The organism is Pseudomonas sp. EGD-AK9 (genome assembly GCF_000465935.2).
Classification (GTDB): Bacteria; Pseudomonadota; Gammaproteobacteria; order Pseudomonadales; family Pseudomonadaceae; genus Aquipseudomonas.
The window spans coordinates 49,617-66,536 of sequence record NZ_AVOF01000240.1 but is presented as its reverse complement, the minus strand read 5'-3'; the positions used below and the strand labels follow the sequence as shown (position 1 = coordinate 66,536).

Here is a 16,920-nt window from a genome sequence, read left to right as displayed (position 1 = left end):
GGGCGGCGTCGGCGGCGGTGTCGATCTGGGTGCAGAGCTCCTCCGCAGTGGGCACGTAGGGCGGTGGGTCGATCAGGATCGGCAGGCCGTCGGCGTCGTGGCTGCGGATTTTACCGGGGGCCGGGTTTGCAATAACGCTCAGGTAACGGTTCTCGTCTATCAGCACAGCATCATTCGGCAGGTGCTGATGAACGCTGGATAAGTAAGTGGTGCCGGTGGTCTTGCTGTAATAACGGCTCATCTGCGAAAACACCTCTTAATAGCCTAAAGCCAGAACTGTCGCGTTTTTTACGCCAGCCTGTGTGCCGGCGTTGTACATGGCCGCCGTATCGCCTGACGGCCATCGCCCACTTCCAGAGAAGCTGATAACCGCGCTACCAGATCGTGAACCGCTGAACAGGTGCAAGACGCCGTTCGGAAACGCAATCGGGAAGTTGAAGTCGGCGTTTACAGACGCATCAACCGGCACAGATCCTCCGCTGGATACGTTGGTCCACTGCATGATCAGCCCGCCCAGCCAACTGGGAAACACGATGTAGCCGTTCGTATTCAGGCTGATCGAAAAACCCCAGCGCAGCTTTTTAGGCGTAACCGTTACGTCGTCCAGCACGCCGGCATCGACTTCGGCCTGAGTGCCCACCCGCAGCACGCCGCGCAGCACCTCGGTGGCCTTGGCGGCAGCCGAACGCAGGGCCTGGAACACACGCAGCGGGGTCATGATCTTACTGTTCTGCTCACCGGTTTCCGCCTCGACCTGGCTCGCCCGGACGGTCAGCCCGTCGACATAGGCGCGGGTGGCCAGCACCACGGCAGGGTCGATCTTGAGCTGAATATTCTGGGTGCTGCTGACCAGGATATTCAGACGCACCACCTGGGTGCGACCGCTGCCCTGGCTGAGTTCCGGCTTGAAGGTGGGCGGGCAGTTGGCCACGGCCACCAGGTCGCCGGCTTCGTCGTAAAGGCCGATCTCGCGAATCCACCAGCCGCCGACATCTTCGGGGATAACTTGCTCGGCGATGATGATGGCGGCGTTGTTCGGGTCTACGCTCAGCTGGTTGAGCGGGGCGCGGCGGCGTTCGTTGATCAGCGCGGTTTGCAGGCGGTTTGGCTGGGGCTCGGCGCCACCCGCGTCGCCGACGCCAAGCTGGCTGATGACCCAGGGCACGCCGAGGGCGTTGGCGTTGGCCTGCTTGGCCTCACCCACTGCGGTGAGGATGGCCATGTATTGGGAGTTCTGGTCTGCCATATCAGTGGATGTCCATGGTGTCGATGACGTGTTCGCGCGCGCCCCAGGCCAGCGTGCCGCCGACCTCGATGGGACGCTCTGCGGGCGGGTAGATGTCCAGCTCGTCGCCGGTGGTGAGGGCGGCGCCGAGGTATTCGGTGCCGTGGATGTCGAGGCTGATGGCCAGGCCGACCAGGTGGCGGCTGACCGGCTTGGCGTCGTCGATCAGCCAGGTGAGCTCGGCGTACATTTCTTCGGTGATGCCGGTGTCGAGCACGCCGACCAGTAGGCGGAAGGTGCCGGGCACGCCTGCCGGCACTTCTTCCCACCATTCCTGCACCTCGATCAGGTAGCCGAGCGGCTCGACCACGCGGCGCAGGGCGCCGATGGTGCCCTTGTGCGCGTGGATGAAGTAGGCGCTGCGAATGGCGGCGCGCTTGGCGCTCTCCGGCCAGGCAGGCGACCAGCGATCCACGGAAAACGCCCAGGCCAGGTAGGGCAGCAGCTCCACCGGGCAGGTGTCCGGGTTCCACAGCTGGCGTAGGGGGATGGGCACGCGCTCGATCTGCGCCAGGGCCTGGGCGGCGTTGCGCTCCAGCGAGGTGGCGTTGCCGGGCAGCAGGCAGATGCTCATTCGGCCACCGTGACGCTGTAGCCGGTGCAGAAGGGCGCCTGCTCGGCGGTGGCGACGATGTCGGCCCAGCCTGGCAGGTCCACGCGCTTGACGCCTTCGATATGCATGGCGGCGTCCAGGCCGGAACGGTTGACCTCCCAGCCCAGCCGGCGGCGCCGGTTTACCATCGCGTCGAGGCGAGCTTCTGCGGCGGCGCGGATGGGCTCGGCCTCGGGGCCGACGGTGTCGAGATGCAGGACGGCGTTGACCTCGAAGTAGATCACTTCGGCACTCTGCAGCGTGACGCGGTCGGCGACTGGCCTGCGGTCTTCATCGCCGACATAGATATCGACGACGCCGAGCAGCTGGGCATCTGCGGTGCCGTCACCCAAGGCGCTTTGAATGGTGAGAACCACTTCGGCCGGGTTGGGGCTGGTGCAGGAGGCGTCTGCCACGCGGCCATCGGCACTGCGGGCGTGGAAGATGTAGGCGTTGCGCGGGCCTGCGGTGCTGAGGCCTTCCATGGCCATCTGGGTGCGCTCGCGCAGGCTGTCGTCGCCTTCCATGACGGCGGAGACCGGCGGCACGGCGTTGGGGTTACCGGGGGTGATGGTGAGGCGCTGGACGTTGAAGCGGGCGGCGATCTGCTCCAGATCCGCGCCCTGGGCGAAAGGCAGCAGCACGGCTAGGGCGGCTTCGTTGACGCGCTGGCGCCAGACGAGCTCGCGGTAGGCGTTCTCCTGCAGCAGCTTGGTGAGCGGCTCGGACTCCAGGGCCAGGCGGGCGGCGATGGTGGGCTGCTCCGCGGGTGGGAAGGTGGCCACCAGCTCGGCCTTGCGCTCGGCGAGGATCTGCTCGTAGTCGAGCACCTCGACGACATTGGGCGCCGGCAGTTGGGAGAGGTCGATGGGGGTAAAGGTGCTCATGCGCTGGCCCCCAGTGCGAGGGGCACTTGGAGGTTGACGGCCTCGTTGGTGTCCACCCTGGTGCCTTCGAGATCCAGCACGCCGGCGCTCGCCTCGCTGCCGCGGCTGAGCTGCACGCGGGTGAGGCGCAGGCGCGGTTCCCAGCGCATGAGGGCCATGGCGGTGGCGGCGTAAAGGCGCAGGGTGGTGGCGCCGTTGAAGGGCTGGTCGATCAGCTCCGGGATCTGGGAGCCGTATTCGCGGCGGGCCAGGCGGGTGCCGATGCGGGTGCCGAGGATGTCGCCGATGGACTGCTTGAGGTGGTCCAGGTCGGTGATGGTGCTGCCGGTGATTCTGTTCATGCTCAGCCCCCCGCGAAGACGTTGGCCGAGCCCTGGGCCACGCTGCTGCCGCAGGCTACCGGGTCGCCGATGCGGGCCAGTTGCTTGCCGTTGGCGAACACGGTGGCGCTGCCGGCGGCGAGCACGCTGGCGTGGGTTTCGGGGATGGTGGGGCAGGTGTGCGCGGCCCAGGCGTCGCCCTGGCGGTGCACATTGAGCCCGTTGACGAATACGTTGGGGCTGGCGCCGGTGCTGGGGCGCGGCGGCCAGCAGCCGTGGCCGGTGCAGTTGTCGCCGAGGCGAGAGACGGCAGGCATGGGCGGCCCCTAGTTCAGGTCAATGCGGCTGCCGTTGATGCTCACGGGGCCGCTGCATTGGAGGGTGAGCGCGCCGGTGGCGGCGTTGTGCTCGAGGAAGTCGCCATTGGCCCACTCGACGCGGTGCACGTCGGGGCTGTTGCTGCATGGGGGGTTGGCTTCGGAGTACAGACCCACCAGCACCTGGCCCTGGGCGAGTTCGCCGGACGGGCTGAGGATGGTGCACTGCTCGCCGACTGATACCGGGCTCCATTCGTTGGTGCTGCCGGCGCGGCAGGTGAAGAAGTGCAGCCAGCCGGTGGTGATGGCGCCGGTTTTTACGCGGCAGCACGGTAGGCGACCCTGAGCGGGGTCGCCATGGTCGACTTCGGCGATGGTGCCGGAGCGGATCATGTTGTCGAGGCGGCGGCGGAGGTCGGCGATGGCGTTCATGCAGCGATGGTTGCTGCCGCGCGCGCGTGATGCACGGGCCGGGGGTTGTAGCGGGGGGCGCTACGCCGCGCGGTTAGCGGGCGAGGTGGTCGAGCAGGCGGTCGCGGATCAGCTCCAGGTCGGCGTCGGCGAAGCCGAGCAGCTCGCGGCGGTTGTATTGCACGTCGGGCGAGCTGCGCCCGGGGCGGTCGCGCAGGCCGTACTGGTGCACGCGGGCCAGGCGTGCGGTGCGGCCGAGGAAGCCGATGGCGATGTTGCCGGCGTCGCTCTGCAGCTTGAGGTGGCGGGCCTGGCGTAGCTTGGTGAACATCTTCTGTTTGACCCGGCCCTGCTTGCTGCGCAGGGCCTGGCGCGGTTTGCGCGGGGCGTAGGGGGTGCCGTCCGGGTTCTTCTGCGCGGCGATGCGTTGCTGCTGGTTACGGCGGAGCTCGCGGGCGATGCCCTGGTTTAGCTGGCGGCGCTCTTTGGGTTCCAGCTTGGCGAGCAGGGCGCCGGCCCAGACTTCCAGGGCGCGCAGGTCTTCGTTCACGGGTTGCCCCACTCGGCCAGCAGCTCGCCATCCGGCGTTTCGATGCGCAGGCCGGGGAGGGTGAAGGACTCTTCGAGCTGGGGCTCGCCGACGTGCTCGATGGTGTGGGCGCCGCCTTCTACTGCCTTGACGATGACGCGCTCGGTGAGCGGCAGGGTGATGGAGAGGTCCACCAGGTCGCCGGCGAGGATGTCGGCCTCGAACTGGATGGCGTCCTTGGCTTTGTCCAGGTTCTGCATCAGGTCGGGCTGGTTGACCTTCATCCAGGCGAGCAGCGGCACGGCGACGGCGTCCGGGTGGCCGGGGAAGTCGGTGAGGATGACGTTGAGGGTGTAGCTGTATTCGAAGGACAGGCCGGGGGCGGTGGTGCTGCGGATGCGGCCCTGGTCGATGAAGACGAGGAGCTTGTCCGGGTTGTGGCGCAGCTCGGGCACGGCGGCGCAGAGGTGGGCCTTGAGGCTGTTGGGTTTGTTCACGGGTCGGCCCTCGGTTGCTGCTCGCTGTGCTGGATAACGGTGTCGATCTGGGCGGCGCATTCGGCCCAGGCGAGTTCGGCGCGCTCGGCGTCGGTGAGCAGCTCGCCGTTATTGCTCGGGCTGGTCGCCGGCAGGACGCAGGGCACCACTGCCGGACAACCAGTCTCGATAAGCTGCGGCGCCGGTGATGGCGGGGCGCTGGCGCAGCCGGCGAGCAGCATCAGGCAGAGGCTGGGCAGCCCATTGGCGAAGTTCGGCGTTTTCACGTTTCAGCTCCTGGATCTGGGTTTCTCGTTCGGTGAGGCCCTGGCGCAGCAGGTTCTGGGTGGCGCGCAGGGAGGCCTGGGCCTGACGTTCCTTGGCTATTTCGGCGGCCAGGGTGTTGGCATGCGCCGCGACCTGGAGGGTTTGCGCTTTCGATTGCTCGAGCAGGTTGATGGCCTGCTCGGCGCGGGCCTCGGCGGCGTCCAGGCGCAATCCCTGGCCCCAGATGAACAGAGCCAGGAAAGCGGACAGGGCGAGGCCGTAGGCGGCTTGGCGGAGGGTGGTCATTTGCGGTACCAGCCGGCGGCGTTCATGGCGGCTTCGTCGAGGGACTGCACGTCGCCCAGGACGATCAGCACCCGCTTGTCAGGGTGCAGATCCTGCAGCGCCTCGGCGAACTGCGCACCACACTCCCGCCCCGTGTCTGCGGGCAGGGTGAGGACGTCGCCGTCGCGGAGCTCCAGCTTGCGGAGCTGCTCCAGATCGAGGCGGTGCTCGTGAATAGCCACCTGGTGGCGCGCCTTTGGCGGAGCCGGTGGCGGGTTGCGTGGATGGGGCTTCACGCCGCCACCTTCTGCCCACAGCCGCAGTCAGCATGCCGCTGGTAGGCGCGTTCGAGCTTCACGTCGTAGAGTTTTCGGGCGTAGGCCGGGCCGTTGTAGCCCTCGGCGAAGGCCGCCCACTTCTTGGCCTTGATCGCCTTGAGCAGGGCGGCGTCGGCCTCGATGAAGCGGACGAAGGCCTCGAACTGGTCGGCCTCGCTGCGGTGCATGAGGGCGACGAACTCGCCAACGCTGGCATAGCCGAGACGCTCGGCGTGGTAACCCATGATCTGGAACGCGCCCCAGCTGGCCGACTCGCAGGCTGCCAGATCGTCAATCATGCGGGCCTGGGCCAGGCGCTGGTGCTCGGCGGTACCGCCGGCGTAACCGCCCGGGGCGCGGTTGACCAGGTTGGGGTAGGCGGTGGCGAGTTGGTCGGCGTGGGCGATCAGCTCGGCGGAGTCGTCGCCAGGGTTGCGCACCAGGGACAGGCGGGCGTGCATGACGTGGCGCTCGAAGAGGATCTTGGGCTTGCCGTTGGCGAGGAAGCCGGCGCCTTCGCTTTCCACCTCGTTGACGGCATAGACGACGGCCAGTTCGACGCCCAGGCGTTTGGCCGCGGCAACCAGGGTGGCGTTGCTGAGCAGGCGCGAACAGTCGGCGCCGGCCAGGGCGGCGAGGGTTTTCTCGCCGGCCACGCCGTCGACTACCAGGCCTGCCTTGAGCTGGTAGGCGCGCACGGCCTTCTCGGTTTCGTCGCCGAAGTCGCCGTCGGCCAGCAGCTTGGCGCCGTTGGCGTTGAGGGCTTTTTGCAGTTGCTGGACGGCCTGGCCTTTGGAGCCGTGGCGGAGGGGCTTGGTCATGGGGTTGGCCTCAGTAGGGCGGCGAGGTTGCCGCGCGAGCGGTAGACGAGGATGCACAGCAGCACGGCGATGGCGGCTTGCCAGGGGCTGACGTGCTGGCGGTAGAGCAGGATGTCGACGGCGTTGCAGAGCAGGGCGGCGATCAGCAGGCAGGCGAGCAGGGAGATGCCGCGGCGGATGCGCGCGCCGTTGCGCTGGAAGCACACCAGGCGCAGCGCCGAGGCGATGTAGGCCAGGGCGGCGAGCAGGGGCAGCAGGCTGGTGAAGGTGGTGAGCATGGTCACTCTCCTTTGCCCCGCTTGAACCAAGCCGGGACCAGGGCGGCGAAGTCGGCCTTCTCGATCAGCTCCAGGGCCTTGAGGGCGAGCGGCACGACGACGACGGCGCCGACGAAGCCGCCGGGGCCGGTCTGGGTGATGGGGGTTTGGGCGACGATTTCGGCGGCGCTGACGTAGCCGGCGCCCACGGAAACGAGCAGGCCGGTGCAGCGTTGCCAGGCCTTGAGGTCGCGCTGGGCGTTGGCGATCAGTGCGGCGCCGATGATGGCGCCGAACAGGGCGTTGCCGTCCATGGTTGGCATGAGGGCGGAGAGGCCGACGCCGGCGGCAGCGGTGGCGATGACGGTGCTGGTGGTTGGCTCAGCCATGGGGCGTCCTTACTTCGTGGCGGTCGGGCAGGCTGTGAGCGAGTTGCACGAACGGCAGGCGGTTGATGCGGTGCGCCACTTCGCCGAGCATGGCGGGGCTGAAGCGCTGGGCGCTGGTGTCGAAGCCGAGCGCGGCGGCGCAGAACTCGCTGCAGAACATGCGCCGGCGGCTGTGCAGGCCGCTGGCGAGCAATTGGCTGAAGAAGATGCCGGCCCAGTCGTAGCCCTTGCCGGCGTGCTGGCGGAACAGGTGGGCGATGCGGTTGGTGTTGGCCCAGGGCAGGGGGATCAGGTCCCAGTGGGCGAGATTGAGCTCGATGTACTTGGCGCGCACGCCGCCGTCCATGGCGCTGGCCGAGAGCCAGCGGCCGTCGGGCATGACGATTTCGCAATGGCTGTAGCGCGAGCGCGTCCACAGGCGAATGAGGCGGTTGAACAGGCGCCCCTTGCCTTTGTAGAGGGCGAGGTAGATCAGTCCCATAGGTTCACCATCTGGCTTTGCTCGGCCTGGGGCGCGGCGGTGGGCAGGTTGACCAGGGTGCCGTTGGGCAGCACGGCGCCGTGCTCGGCCAGGCCGGGGTTGGCTTCGAGCACCAGCTCGACGAGGCCGGCGGTGCGGCCGTAGTGGCGCCAGACGATGGCGTCGACGGTGTCGCCCTGGACGGTGCGGAGGGTGTCCATCAGTAGTGCTCCTCGTCGTCTGCGGCCTGGTCTGGGTAAACCCAAGGGCCGTTATCCGATACCAGAGCGCCGGGCGAGTGGCCGGTTTCCACCTCACGGCAAACCGCGTAGCCGAGCGGGTGCATGATTTCGCGGTTGATGCGTTCGAGCAGGCCGAGGCGGGAAATTTCGTTCCAGTCGATCAGCTTTGGCGCGGCCATCAGAGCAGCTCCACGGTAGTGCGGCTAATGCCGAGCAGGTCTCGGATGGCGAAGCGGGCGTCGCGGCGGTAGTCGTCGGCGCCGAGTTCTTCGGCGTCGGCCTTGGCCTTGCCGGCGTCGGTGGCGGAGTAGCTGCGGTAGCGCTCGGCCACTTCGGCGCTGGTGGTGCTGTAGATGGCTCGGCGGTAGGTGTGGACGAGGACGCTCTCGTCTTTGACCTTGTCGGCGGGCACGGCCGCCAGGTTGTCATGACCTTCGGCCAGGTAGCGCAGCTTGAGCTTAAACAGCTCGCGGTTGACGCTGATGATGGCGGCGACGGCGGCTTCTTCCAGGCGCGCGTTGGTGACGCTGGCGTCGATGCGCTGCGCGGCGCGCAGGTTGTCGGCGTCGATGTCGGGCCAGAAGCCGTCGTTGGTGAGGGTGGATGCCTGCGGGGTGCCGCCGGCTACGAATCCGCTCATGCCGGGAGCCTCTCGATACGGACGATTGCGCGATGCAGGTCATCGCTGGTGTAGCGGCCCGCGCCGATGGCGACCAGACGGCTGAAAAGCTCATCAGCGGCCCGGCTGATTACCGCACGTTCGCGTGGGGTGGCTGGCATGATCGCGCCGTCGATGATCGGGCCGGTGCAGACGGTACGGTCGAAGGCTTCGGCCTCGCGGACATACCGCTCGGCGGCGGCCCATACCTCTGCAGGTGTTGGCAAGGGCTGGCAGAGGTACTGGTCGGCGAAGTTCTGCATGGCTGGCCGCTCGAATAGGTCGGCGGTGGTCGGGGCGTCACAGCATGGGAAGGAGTTACCTGCTGATCGGCCCCGAGCCGCCGGGGTGCCGGGGGAAGGCTCGGTTAGCTGGGCTTCTGCTCAGCGTGTTTCTTGAGCTGACGGTCGACGAGTTCCAGGTCGCGCTTGCCGCCGCACTTGGGGTGCAGCTCCAGGGCGCGGGTGAGGAAGTGGCGGGCCACTTCCAGGCTGTGGACGTCGCCATCTGCTGGCTGTTCGGGGTTGACCAGGGCGGCCGCGACGCGACCCATGGCGAGCATGAGCTTGGCGCGCACCTCGTCGGGCATGTCGTGGCCGGCGGTGAGCCGGTCGGCCTCGGCGAGGGTGCCGAGGTCGAAGCTGCCGCCGGCCTTGATGGCCTTGAGCGCGGCTTCGGCGATTTCCTCGGCCACCAGGCAGCCAGTGGTGCGCTCGAAGCGGTCGGGCATCTTGAGGCCGTGAGCGAGCACGTAGGCGGCAACCTCAAGCCCGCCCGCGTAGTCGCCGGCGTCGAAGCGCCAGAGCATGACGGTGGTGACTACCTCATCCTGCGCGCCCTGGCCGCTGGCGAGCACGCCGGCGATGTAGGGGGCGTAGTCCGGCAGGATCTTGGCCTTGAGCTCGGCCTTGCCTTGCGCGCTCTGCACTCCCTTGAGCTGCTGGTAGTGCTGGTGCAGCTGGGCCATTTGCAGTTCGTAGGCGCCGGAGCCGTCCATGGGCTGTTCGGGGGCGGTTGCCGCTGCCTCCTGCGCGGCGGTGACGCGCAGGAAGTGGCGCTTGGCGGGGCTCATGGCCATGGCTGTCAGGCCTCCAGTTCGATGTTTTCGACCAGGCAGCCGAGGCCGTAGTCCTCGACGACGTAGTCGTCGTTGCTGGATTCGAAGTTCTCGATGCGGTTCTTGCTGGGGTTCTCCTGGACGTGGCGGCGGCGGCCGCCGATCTGCCAGTAGATGGCCAGGTTTTCCAGGCTGGTGATGAGCATGGCGCTGTCCGGCACGTAGGGCACTTCGACCGGCTGCTTACCGCCCATGCGCTTCTGCGAAATGATCATGTCGGTGGCCAGCTTCTCGGAAGCCGGCTGGTCCTTGTTGATCAGCGGGAAGTATTTGTCGTGCACCAGGTTGCTGCCGAGGATGACGACGATGCCGGGGTCTTTGCGGTGCCAGGGGTCGATCAGGTTGGCGATGGCGTCGAAGACCAGAGCGTCGAGGTTGTTGTAGTCGGCGGCAATGCTGGTGCCGATGACGATCTTGCCGGCGGTCTTGCCGTCCTTGAGCACGCGGGCGGCGGCATTGGTGCGGTACTTCTGCAGCCAGCCGATGTTGACGTCTTGCAGCAGCGGGTTGGCGACGCGGTCGGTGGTGGCCGCGGCGCTGGTGCCGTTGAAGCCGATCATGATGCGGTCGAGCGCCTGGCGCTTGAGGATGGCGTCGCGCAGGCGGGCCTGGAAGTCGGGGAACTTGGCCCAGGCGTCCAGCTGCGAGTAACGCACGGCGGTGTCGAAGTCGGTCTGGCGGCATTCGTAACCGTCCTTGCTCAGGTCGGAGACGTCGCGCGGGGTGCGCACGCCGGCGCCGCTGGTGTCGGTGCGGCCGGCGATGGTGCTGCTGACGCCAAGGCCGACTTTTTCGCCCTTGAGCTCGTCGACACCGATCATGCCGATGCGGCCGAGGAACTCGCTGGATTCCTGCATGCGGGTTTCCAGGCGCTGTTGCACGGTGGGGTCCACCGCGAAGGTCTTGGTGGCGTCAGACACGCCGCTGAGCTTGGCGAGCTGGCTGAGGTAGGCGTCGAAGTGGTGGCGGGTATCGTTGCGCATTGGGTTCTCCGGTGTTCCTTGGCTGGGGCGTGTCCGTGTGGATCAGCAGTCGGTGAGGGCGGCGCCGTCACCACCGGTTACCGCAGGGCGTTGGCTGTGCTGTTGACTCGGGGTGTTTTCCAGGCGCTTGAGCAGGTCGGCGAAGTCGCCGGCCAGCTTGGTGTGGTCGGCCTGGAGTTTTTCGTGGGCGGTCTTCACGGTGGCGAAGGCTTCGGCCTGCTTGGCGCCGTGCTCGGCCAGGTCGCCGATCATTTCGCCCAGTTCGGCGAAGTGGGCGGCGTCCTTGCCTTCCTTGTCCTTGCTCAGTTTCAGCAGTTCGCCCATGCGGCCCTTGAGGGCGGCGAACATGCTGGGGGTGTCGTCGATTTCTTCGAACGCGAGCTCGGTCTCGATGGCCTCGGTGAACATCGAGGTATCGGAGTAGTGGCGATCCTTGAACGGGCTGGCGTCCGGCTTCTGTGCGGAGAATGCGAGCACGTCGGTTCCCAGGCTGGCGGGCGAGTCGGTAACGGCCAGGCCGACGATGTAGGCCTCGCCGGAGTCGGCGAAGCTGTCGTCGATCTCGATCGAGGTGTAGATCTTCTGCTTGGCCTTGTTCATGGCGACCAGCTCGGGCGTCGGCTCGATTTGGGCGAACAGTGCCAGCTTCTTCTGGCCGGCGATTTCGACTTCTTCGGTCTTCACGGCGGTGATATCGCCGTAGGCCTTGAACGGGCTGTCCGGCAGCAGGCTGCGGTAGTGCTCCAGCCAGACGCGAGCGCCATAGGTGTTCTGGTTGAAGTTCTTGGCGGCTTGCTCCAGCCAGGAGCGCTCGATCTTGCGTTTGTCGGTGGTGGCGCCTTCTACGGCGACACGGAACCACTTGGAGCGGAATTTCTTGGCGGGGGCGTTGGTGGCGGCCATGCGGGGCAATCCTCGGTGCGGGTTTCGCGTTGAGGGCATGGTCGGCAGCCGGGCAGGGCGCGGCAACGAGGCGAGGTTGTAGCGGGGGGCGGTACAGCGTGCGGCGGTAGGGGCTCACGCGCGCGGGCGGCAGCATCGGCGCCATGAATGCTATCGCCCCGATTCCTCAAGATTCCCGCCGGCACGCCAAGTTCCTGTACTGGACGGGGTGGCGCGTCACCGATATCGCCGATTACCTGGGCGAGAAGGAGAAGACCGTCCACAGCTGGAAGGCCCGCGACGAGTGGGACCGGGCGGACAATGTAGAGCGGATCGGCGGGGCGTTGGAAGCCCGGCTGGTGCAACTGATCCTCAAGGACGGCAAGACAAGCGGCGATTTCAAGGAGATCGACCTGCTGCACCGGCAGCTGGAGCGGCAGGCGCGGATTCAGCGCTTCCAGGGCGGCGGCAGCGAGGCGGAGCTTAACCCGAATATCGAGCGGCGCAACGACGGGCCGAAGAAAGCGCCGGTGCGCAACGAGCTGAGCGAGGAGCAGATCGAGCAGCTGGTGGAGGCCTTCCGCGACAGCTGTTTCGACTACCAGATGGACTGGTACCGGGCGGGCAACCAGCGCACCCGGATGATCCTGAAAAGCCGCCAGATCGGCGCGACATTCTACTTCGCCCGCGAGGCGTTGATCGACGCGATCACTACCGGGCGCAACCAGATTTTCCTGTCCGCCAGCAAGGCGCAGGCGCACCAGTTCAAGACCTACATGCAGGCGTTCCTCAACGAGGTGCTGGGGGTGAAGCTCACCGGCGACCCCATCGTGCTGTGGAACAACGCGGAACTGCACTTCCTGGGGACGAACTTCCGCACCGCGCAGGGGCGCTCGGGCAACTTCTACTTCGACGAATTCTTCTGGGTGCACGGCTTCGCCGAGATCAACAAGGTGGCGTCGGGAATGGCGTCGCAGAAACGGTGGCGGAAAACGTACTTTTCGACGCCGAGCTCGATGGCACACCCGGCCTATGTGTATTGGACGGGCGAGCGCTTCAACAAGGGGCGCCCGACTGCCCAGCAAATAAAGCTGGATGTGAGCCACGACGCCCTGCAGATGGGGCGGCGCTGTGAGGATAACGTCTGGCGGCAGATCGTCACGATTCTGGATGCTGAGGCGCGCGGGTGCGATCTGTTCGACCTGGACGAGCTGCGCATGGAGTACGACGCACCATCGTTCGAGAACCTGATGATGTGCCAGTTCGTCGACGACGGCGACAGCATCTTCCCGCTGACGATGCTGCAGCCGTGCATGGTGGAGTCCTGGGACTGGCCGGACTACAAACCCTTCGCGGCGCGGCCGTTCGGTGATCGCCAGGTGTGGCTGGGCTATGACCCGGCCGAGAACGGCGACAGCGCCGGCCTGGTAGTGCTGGCGCCGCCTGCGGTGCCGGGCGGGAAATTCCGGGTGCTCGATCGCTTCCAGTTCCGCGGCATGGATTTCGAGGCGCAGGCCGAGAAGATCCGCCAGCTGACGCAAATCTACTGGGTCACCTACATCGGTATCGATACGACGGGCATGGGCACCGGGGTGGCGCAGCTGGTGAAACAGTTCTTCCCCGGCCTGCGCACGTTCAGCTACAGCCCCGAGGTGAAAACCCAACTGGTGATGAAGGCCTGGGACGTTATCCGTAAGAGCCGCCTGGAATTCGACGCCGGCGCCACGGATATCGCCCAGGCGCTGATGGCAATCCGCAAGACGATGACGCCGAGCGGGAAAAGCTTCACCTATACGGCAGGGCGCAGCGAGGCGACGGGTCACGCTGACCTGGCCTGGGCGCTGTTCCATGCCCTGTTCAACGAGCCGTTGGAAGGCAGGACCTCATCCAACACGGCCATCATGGAGATTTGCTAGATGAGCAGAAAGCGCAAGGGCGGCCAGCAGGTGGCCATTGTAGAACCGCCGCGTGAGGGCGAGCTGCTGACCAGCCAGGGAGCGGGCAGGGCGGAGGCGTTCACCTTCGGCGACCCAGTGCCGGTGCTGGATGGGCGCGAGATCCTCGATTATCTGGAGTGCTGGGCCAATGGCCGCTGGTACGAGCCGCCGGTTTCGTTGGATGGGCTGGCGAGGGCGACCAAGGCGAGCGTCTATCTGCAATCGGGCCTGAACTTCCGCCGCAACATGCTGGTGCGCACGTTCATCCCGCACCGCCTGCTGAGCCGGCAGGCCTTCGAGCAGTTCGCCACGGACTGGGGCTGGTGTGGCAATACCTACCTGGAGAAGCGCGACAACATGCTGCGCCAGGCGATGGGCCTGCAGCCGGTGCTGGCGAAGTACGTGCGCCGCGGCGTGGATCTCGACACCTACTACCAGGTGCGCGGCTGGAAGGACGAGCACGAATTCCCGCGCGGCTCGATCTGCCATGTGCGCGAGGCGGATATCAACCAGGAAATCTACGGGCTGCCCGAGTGGATGGCGGCCCTGCAGAGCGCGCTGCTCAACGAGAGCGCCACACTGTTCCGGCGCAAGTATTACCAGAACGGCAGCCACGCGGGGTTCATCTTGTACATGCACGACGCTGTGCAGGACGAGAGCTTCGTCACGGACCTGCGCGAGGCGATGAAGAGCAGCAAAGGGCCGGGCAACTTCCGCAACCTGTTCATGTACGCGCCAGGCGGCAAGAAGGACGGCCTGCAGCTGATCCCGATTAGCGAGGTGGCGGCCAAGGATGACTTCGCCGCCATCAAGAACATCAGCCGCGACGACCTGCTGGCGGCGGTGCGCATTCCGCCGCAGCTGATGGGCATCGTGCCGCAGAACGCCGGCGGCTTCGGTTCGATCCGCGACGCCGCCGCCATCTGGGCCATGAACGAACTGGAACCTATCCAGGCCAGGCTGCTGCAGGTGAATGACTGGCTGGGCGAGGAGGTGATCCGCTTCCGCGAGTTCGAACTGCCAGCGACAGCCGCTACCAGCTGACCCGCCACCAGCACCACACCAGCCGCCTACGGGCGGCTTTTTTGTGCCTGTGGCGCCCTAGAAAAAGGTGTCTGGATGAATGAAGTACCCCATCACAGCATGCCATAGCGGGTGGTTTTCGTCCATCTGAAACAGGCTGAAGCCCAGTAAATACGGGGCTTTCAGCCCAGCAGCAGACCAACGGCAGCAGCTGGGCGCAGTCGGACCAGGCCAGGGGCGGCCAGGGGCGAGGCGCCACCCCGGGCACCCCCAGCAGCACCCGGCGCGCGCAGTCTTCCCCCCTCCACGCCTGCCCGCTAAACGTGTCGCTTTTTCTGCACCCCCGCGAGGGTCTCTATACGGCCCTGGCTGGCGGCCTCCTGCGACGTTTGGCACTTGCCAGAACCCTGCGAATCCCTGCAGGCAGCCCCCTGTTTAGGGCCCGTCTGGAGCTCTATGCCGGTCTCCATAATCCGGGGAGGTTTCGGGAAAGGGTAATTTTGGTAATGAGCCCAGAAAAACGCCCTGGAGCCAGCGGTTTCACTGGGCTGCGCGGCTTACCTTGCGGGGTAATTTTGGGTAATGGGTAAGGTAATTTTTTTGTAATGCGCTGATTTATAAGGGTTTTCTTTGCATGCCAAACCACCAGAGAGAAAGGTAATTTCATAACCAGTTATTACCAGAAAATTACCTTTAACAGCTTTTCTCAACCCATTGAATCTAAAGGCTTTCCAGGCGGCCCATAAGAAAAATTACCAAAATTACCTTTTTCCTTTGCCTCAACATAAAAACGTGTAGAATCCCGCGCCCTGCGGCGCTGTGCAGCCTTGCGCGTTCTCACTGGGAACACGCTGGGAACAGATTCACGCTCATGCGCACGCAACCATTCACGAGAATCAAGGGCTCCAGGGCCGGCGATGGGCTGGTGATGAGTTCGAGTCTCTCCGTCCGCACCATCTTTATATAGCCCTCCCGACTGCCGCCTGCTTCTAGGGTGACTTCTGCACATCGACCCTCTAGAATGCATGCCCTTGATTCGGGGCCGGTTCGAGCCGGCTTATGTCTGTGCAACGAGGAATATCCATGCAAGTTTCTGTTGAAAGCACTTCTGCTCTTGAGCGCCGCATGACCGTCGGCGTCCCCGTCGAGCGCATCGAGACCGAAGTCAACAAGCGTCTGCAGCAGACTGCCCGTCGCGCCAAGGTTCCTGGCTTCCGTCCTGGCAAGGTGCCGATGAGCGTCATCCGTCAGCGTTACGAAGACGCCGCTCGTCAGGAAGCCCTGGGCGACCTGATCCAGGCCACCTTCTACGAAGCCGTGGTCGAGCAGAAGCTGAACCCGGCTGGTGCGCCGTCCGTCGAGCCGAAGTCCTTCGAGAAGGGCAAGGATCTGGAATACGTCGCCACCTTTGAAGTGTTTCCCGAGTTCCAGGTTGCCGGTTTCGACTCCATCGCCATCGAGCGCCTGCAAGCCGACGTGGTCGATGGCGACGTCGACAACATGCTGGACATCCTGCGCAAGCAGAACACCCGTTTCGAAGCCGTCGAGCGTGCCGCCGAGAATGGCGACCAGCTGAACATCGACTTCGTCGGCAAGATCGACGGCGAAGCCTTCGCCGGCGGCAGCGCCAAAGGCACCCAGTTGGTGCTGGGCTCCGGTCGCATGATCCCGGGCTTCGAAGATGCCCTGGTCGGCGTCAAGGCTGGTGAAGAGCGCGTGATCAACCCGACCTTCCCCGAGGATTACCAGAACCTCGACCTGGCCGGCAAAACCGCCGAGTTCACCGTCACCGTGAACAGCGTTTCCGCCCCGCAACTGCCTGAGCTGAACGACGAGTTCTTCGCCCTGTTCGGCATCAAGGAAGGCGGTCTGGAAGGCTTCCGCGCCGAAGTACGCAAGAACATGGAGCGCGAACTGCGCCAGGCCATCAAGTCCAAGGTGAAGAGCCAGGTGATGGATGGCCTGCTGGCCGCCAACCCGGTCGAAGTACCGAAGGCGCTGATCAGCAACGAAGTGAACCGTCTGCGCGTGCAGGCCGTTCAGCAGTTCGGCGGCAATATCAAGCCGGATCAGTTGCCGGCCGAGCTGTTCGAAGAGCAGGCCAAGCGCCGCGTCGTGCTGGGTCTGATCGTCGCCGAAGTGGTCAAGCAGTTCGAGCTGAAGCCCGATGACGCCCGCGTGCGCGAGCTGATCCAGGAAATGGCGTCGGCCTACCAGGAGCCGGAGCAGGTCGTGGCCTGGTACTACAAGAACGACCAGCAGATGAACGAAGTTCGCTCGGTTGTACTGGAAGAACAAGTTGTAGATACTGTTCTGCAGAAGGCCAACGTGACCGACAAAACGGTCTCCTACGAAGACGCAGTCAAGCCGGCAGAAGCCCCGAAAGCCGACTGATCTCGCAACCTCGTTCGAGCACACCATAAGCCAGCCTTAGTGCTGGCTTATGCGTATTTGAGACATGACTA

The 16,920-nt window shown here is 65.6% G+C and carries 23 protein-coding genes and 3 pseudogenes; 3 read left to right on the top strand and 23 right to left on the bottom strand.

From position 1 onward, the window contains the following. The 23 genes and pseudogenes from N878_RS12455 to N878_RS12350 all read right to left on the bottom strand — a co-directional run. A pseudogene (locus N878_RS12455) lies at positions 1-241 on the bottom strand (phage tail protein); the annotation flags it as partial. A 534-nt stretch (positions 242-775) separates the two neighbouring features. Beyond that, positions 776-1,246: pseudogene (locus tag N878_RS29535) on the bottom strand (phage tail protein); the annotation flags it as partial. Position 1,247: 1 nt separating this feature from the next. Further along, a complete protein-coding gene (locus N878_RS12445; RefSeq protein WP_021443978.1) occupies positions 1,248-1,859 on the bottom strand; it encodes a phage tail protein I in 612 nt (203 codons plus the stop codon). Continuing rightward, on the bottom strand, positions 1,856-2,764 hold the full coding sequence (locus N878_RS12440) for a baseplate J/gp47 family protein (RefSeq protein ID WP_021443977.1): 909 nt from the start codon (positions 2,762-2,764) through the stop codon (positions 1,856-1,858). The genes N878_RS12445 and N878_RS12440 overlap by 4 nt, the downstream gene beginning before the upstream one ends. Next, entirely contained in the window at positions 2,761-3,105 is a 345-nt protein-coding gene (locus tag N878_RS12435) for a GPW/gp25 family protein (protein WP_021443976.1), read from the bottom strand. Before N878_RS12435 ends, N878_RS12440 begins: the two co-directional genes overlap by 4 nt. 2 nt (positions 3,106-3,107) lie before the next feature. Then, positions 3,108-3,401, bottom strand: a complete 294-nt coding sequence (locus N878_RS12430; protein ID WP_021443975.1) for a PAAR domain-containing protein — start codon at positions 3,399-3,401, stop codon at positions 3,108-3,110. Positions 3,402-3,410: 9 nt separating this feature from the next. Continuing rightward, positions 3,411-3,833 carry a phage baseplate assembly protein V gene (locus N878_RS12425; RefSeq protein ID WP_021443974.1) on the bottom strand — a complete coding sequence of 141 codons (423 nt, stop codon included), beginning with the start codon at positions 3,831-3,833 and terminating at the stop codon, positions 3,411-3,413. Positions 3,834-3,906: 73 nt separating this feature from the next. Then, the gene (locus N878_RS12420) at positions 3,907-4,362 is read right to left on the bottom strand and encodes a phage virion morphogenesis protein (RefSeq protein WP_021443973.1); all 456 of its coding nucleotides are present in this window, start codon (positions 4,360-4,362) and stop codon (positions 3,907-3,909) included. Further along, entirely contained in the window at positions 4,359-4,838 is a 480-nt protein-coding gene (locus tag N878_RS12415) for a phage tail protein (protein WP_021443972.1), read from the bottom strand. The genes N878_RS12420 and N878_RS12415 overlap by 4 nt, the downstream gene beginning before the upstream one ends. After that, positions 4,835-5,104: an Rz1-like lysis system protein LysC gene (gene lysC / locus N878_RS29350; RefSeq protein WP_021443971.1), complete on the bottom strand. Its 270-nt coding sequence runs from the start codon at positions 5,102-5,104 to the stop codon at positions 4,835-4,837. Before lysC ends, N878_RS12415 begins: the two co-directional genes overlap by 4 nt. Next, positions 5,025-5,390 (bottom strand): annotated as a pseudogene (locus N878_RS29530) (LysB family phage lysis regulatory protein); the annotation flags it as partial. The pseudogene N878_RS29530 and the gene lysC, both read right to left, overlap by 80 nt. Next, complete coding sequence (locus N878_RS12405) at positions 5,387-5,611, bottom strand: hypothetical protein (protein ID WP_021443970.1); 225 nt, start codon at positions 5,609-5,611, stop codon at positions 5,387-5,389. The pseudogene N878_RS29530 and the gene N878_RS12405, both read right to left, overlap by 4 nt. 50 nt (positions 5,612-5,661) lie before the next feature. Continuing rightward, positions 5,662-6,507 (bottom strand): N-acetylmuramidase family protein, encoded by an 846-nt coding sequence (locus N878_RS12400; protein ID WP_021443969.1) that lies wholly within the window; start codon positions 6,505-6,507, stop codon positions 5,662-5,664. Beyond that, positions 6,504-6,785: a phage holin family protein gene (locus N878_RS12395; RefSeq protein WP_021443968.1), complete on the bottom strand. Its 282-nt coding sequence runs from the start codon at positions 6,783-6,785 to the stop codon at positions 6,504-6,506. Before N878_RS12395 ends, N878_RS12400 begins: the two co-directional genes overlap by 4 nt. A gap of 2 nt (positions 6,786-6,787) precedes the next feature. Continuing rightward, positions 6,788-7,153: a putative holin gene (locus tag N878_RS12390; protein ID WP_021443967.1), complete on the bottom strand. Its 366-nt coding sequence runs from the start codon at positions 7,151-7,153 to the stop codon at positions 6,788-6,790. Beyond that, positions 7,146-7,634, bottom strand: a complete 489-nt coding sequence (locus N878_RS12385) for a hypothetical protein (RefSeq protein WP_021443966.1) — start codon at positions 7,632-7,634, stop codon at positions 7,146-7,148. Before N878_RS12385 ends, N878_RS12390 begins: the two co-directional genes overlap by 8 nt. After that, positions 7,625-7,834, bottom strand: a complete 210-nt coding sequence (locus N878_RS12380; protein ID WP_021443965.1) for a tail protein X — start codon at positions 7,832-7,834, stop codon at positions 7,625-7,627. The genes N878_RS12385 and N878_RS12380 overlap by 10 nt, the downstream gene beginning before the upstream one ends. Further along, positions 7,834-8,034, bottom strand: a complete 201-nt coding sequence (locus N878_RS12375; protein ID WP_031303101.1) for a hypothetical protein — start codon at positions 8,032-8,034, stop codon at positions 7,834-7,836. The genes N878_RS12380 and N878_RS12375 overlap by 1 nt, the downstream gene beginning before the upstream one ends. Then, the gene (locus N878_RS12370) at positions 8,034-8,495 is read right to left on the bottom strand and encodes a head completion/stabilization protein (RefSeq protein ID WP_021443981.1); all 462 of its coding nucleotides are present in this window, start codon (positions 8,493-8,495) and stop codon (positions 8,034-8,036) included. The genes N878_RS12375 and N878_RS12370 overlap by 1 nt, the downstream gene beginning before the upstream one ends. Continuing rightward, positions 8,492-8,776: a hypothetical protein gene (locus tag N878_RS12365; RefSeq protein WP_051365814.1), complete on the bottom strand. Its 285-nt coding sequence runs from the start codon at positions 8,774-8,776 to the stop codon at positions 8,492-8,494. Before N878_RS12365 ends, N878_RS12370 begins: the two co-directional genes overlap by 4 nt. Before the next feature lie 104 nt (positions 8,777-8,880). Further along, positions 8,881-9,591, bottom strand: a complete 711-nt coding sequence (locus N878_RS12360) for a terminase endonuclease subunit (RefSeq protein WP_021443964.1) — start codon at positions 9,589-9,591, stop codon at positions 8,881-8,883. Positions 9,592-9,596: 5 nt separating this feature from the next. Next, a complete protein-coding gene (locus tag N878_RS12355; protein ID WP_021443963.1) occupies positions 9,597-10,613 on the bottom strand; it encodes a phage major capsid protein, P2 family in 1,017 nt (338 codons plus the stop codon). Between the two features lie 42 nt (positions 10,614-10,655). Continuing rightward, the gene (locus N878_RS12350) at positions 10,656-11,516 is read right to left on the bottom strand and encodes a GPO family capsid scaffolding protein (protein WP_021443962.1); all 861 of its coding nucleotides are present in this window, start codon (positions 11,514-11,516) and stop codon (positions 10,656-10,658) included. Between the two features lie 143 nt (positions 11,517-11,659). Between N878_RS12350 and N878_RS12345 the strand changes: the two genes are divergently transcribed. From N878_RS12345 to tig, 3 genes are all read left to right on the top strand, one after another. After that, positions 11,660-13,411, top strand: a complete 1,752-nt coding sequence (locus N878_RS12345) for a terminase ATPase subunit family protein (protein ID WP_021443961.1) — start codon at positions 11,660-11,662, stop codon at positions 13,409-13,411. Further along, the gene (locus N878_RS12340) at positions 13,412-14,476 is read left to right on the top strand and encodes a phage portal protein (RefSeq protein ID WP_021443960.1); all 1,065 of its coding nucleotides are present in this window, start codon (positions 13,412-13,414) and stop codon (positions 14,474-14,476) included. A gap of 1,062 nt (positions 14,477-15,538) precedes the next feature. Next, entirely contained in the window at positions 15,539-16,849 is a 1,311-nt protein-coding gene (tig, locus tag N878_RS12335) for a trigger factor (RefSeq protein ID WP_031303099.1), read from the top strand. Positions 16,850-16,920 lie beyond the last annotated feature (71 nt).

Coding starts and splice junctions, on each gene's coding strand:
- N878_RS12445 (WP_021443978.1), bottom strand. CDS start 1,859: ATGAGCATCTGCCTGCTGCCCGGCAACGCCACCTCGCTGGAGCGCAAC.
- N878_RS12440 (WP_021443977.1), bottom strand. CDS start 2,764: ATGAGCACCTTTACCCCCATCGACCTCTCCCAACTGCCGGCGCCCAAT.
- N878_RS12435 (WP_021443976.1), bottom strand. CDS start 3,105: ATGAACAGAATCACCGGCAGCACCATCACCGACCTGGACCACCTCAAG.
- N878_RS12430 (WP_021443975.1), bottom strand. CDS start 3,401: ATGCCTGCCGTCTCTCGCCTCGGCGACAACTGCACCGGCCACGGCTGC.
- N878_RS12425 (WP_021443974.1), bottom strand. CDS start 3,833: ATGAACGCCATCGCCGACCTCCGCCGCCGCCTCGACAACATGATCCGC.
- N878_RS12400 (WP_021443969.1), bottom strand. CDS start 6,507: ATGACCAAGCCCCTCCGCCACGGCTCCAAAGGCCAGGCCGTCCAGCAA.
- N878_RS12395 (WP_021443968.1), bottom strand. CDS start 6,785: ATGCTCACCACCTTCACCAGCCTGCTGCCCCTGCTCGCCGCCCTGGCC.
- N878_RS12390 (WP_021443967.1), bottom strand. CDS start 7,153: ATGGCTGAGCCAACCACCAGCACCGTCATCGCCACCGCTGCCGCCGGC.
- N878_RS12385 (WP_021443966.1), bottom strand. CDS start 7,634: ATGGGACTGATCTACCTCGCCCTCTACAAAGGCAAGGGGCGCCTGTTC.
- N878_RS12380 (WP_021443965.1), bottom strand. CDS start 7,834: ATGGACACCCTCCGCACCGTCCAGGGCGACACCGTCGACGCCATCGTC.
- N878_RS12375 (WP_031303101.1), bottom strand. CDS start 8,034: ATGGCCGCGCCAAAGCTGATCGACTGGAACGAAATTTCCCGCCTCGGC.
- N878_RS12370 (WP_021443981.1), bottom strand. CDS start 8,495: ATGAGCGGATTCGTAGCCGGCGGCACCCCGCAGGCATCCACCCTCACC.
- N878_RS12365 (WP_051365814.1), bottom strand. CDS start 8,776: ATGCAGAACTTCGCCGACCAGTACCTCTGCCAGCCCTTGCCAACACCT.
- N878_RS12360 (WP_021443964.1), bottom strand. CDS start 9,591: ATGGCCATGAGCCCCGCCAAGCGCCACTTCCTGCGCGTCACCGCCGCG.
- N878_RS12355 (WP_021443963.1), bottom strand. CDS start 10,613: ATGCGCAACGATACCCGCCACCACTTCGACGCCTACCTCAGCCAGCTC.
- N878_RS12350 (WP_021443962.1), bottom strand. CDS start 11,516: ATGGCCGCCACCAACGCCCCCGCCAAGAAATTCCGCTCCAAGTGGTTC.
- N878_RS12345 (WP_021443961.1), top strand. CDS start 11,660: ATGAATGCTATCGCCCCGATTCCTCAAGATTCCCGCCGGCACGCCAAG.
- N878_RS12340 (WP_021443960.1), top strand. CDS start 13,412: ATGAGCAGAAAGCGCAAGGGCGGCCAGCAGGTGGCCATTGTAGAACCG.
- tig (WP_031303099.1), top strand. CDS start 15,539: ATGCAAGTTTCTGTTGAAAGCACTTCTGCTCTTGAGCGCCGCATGACC.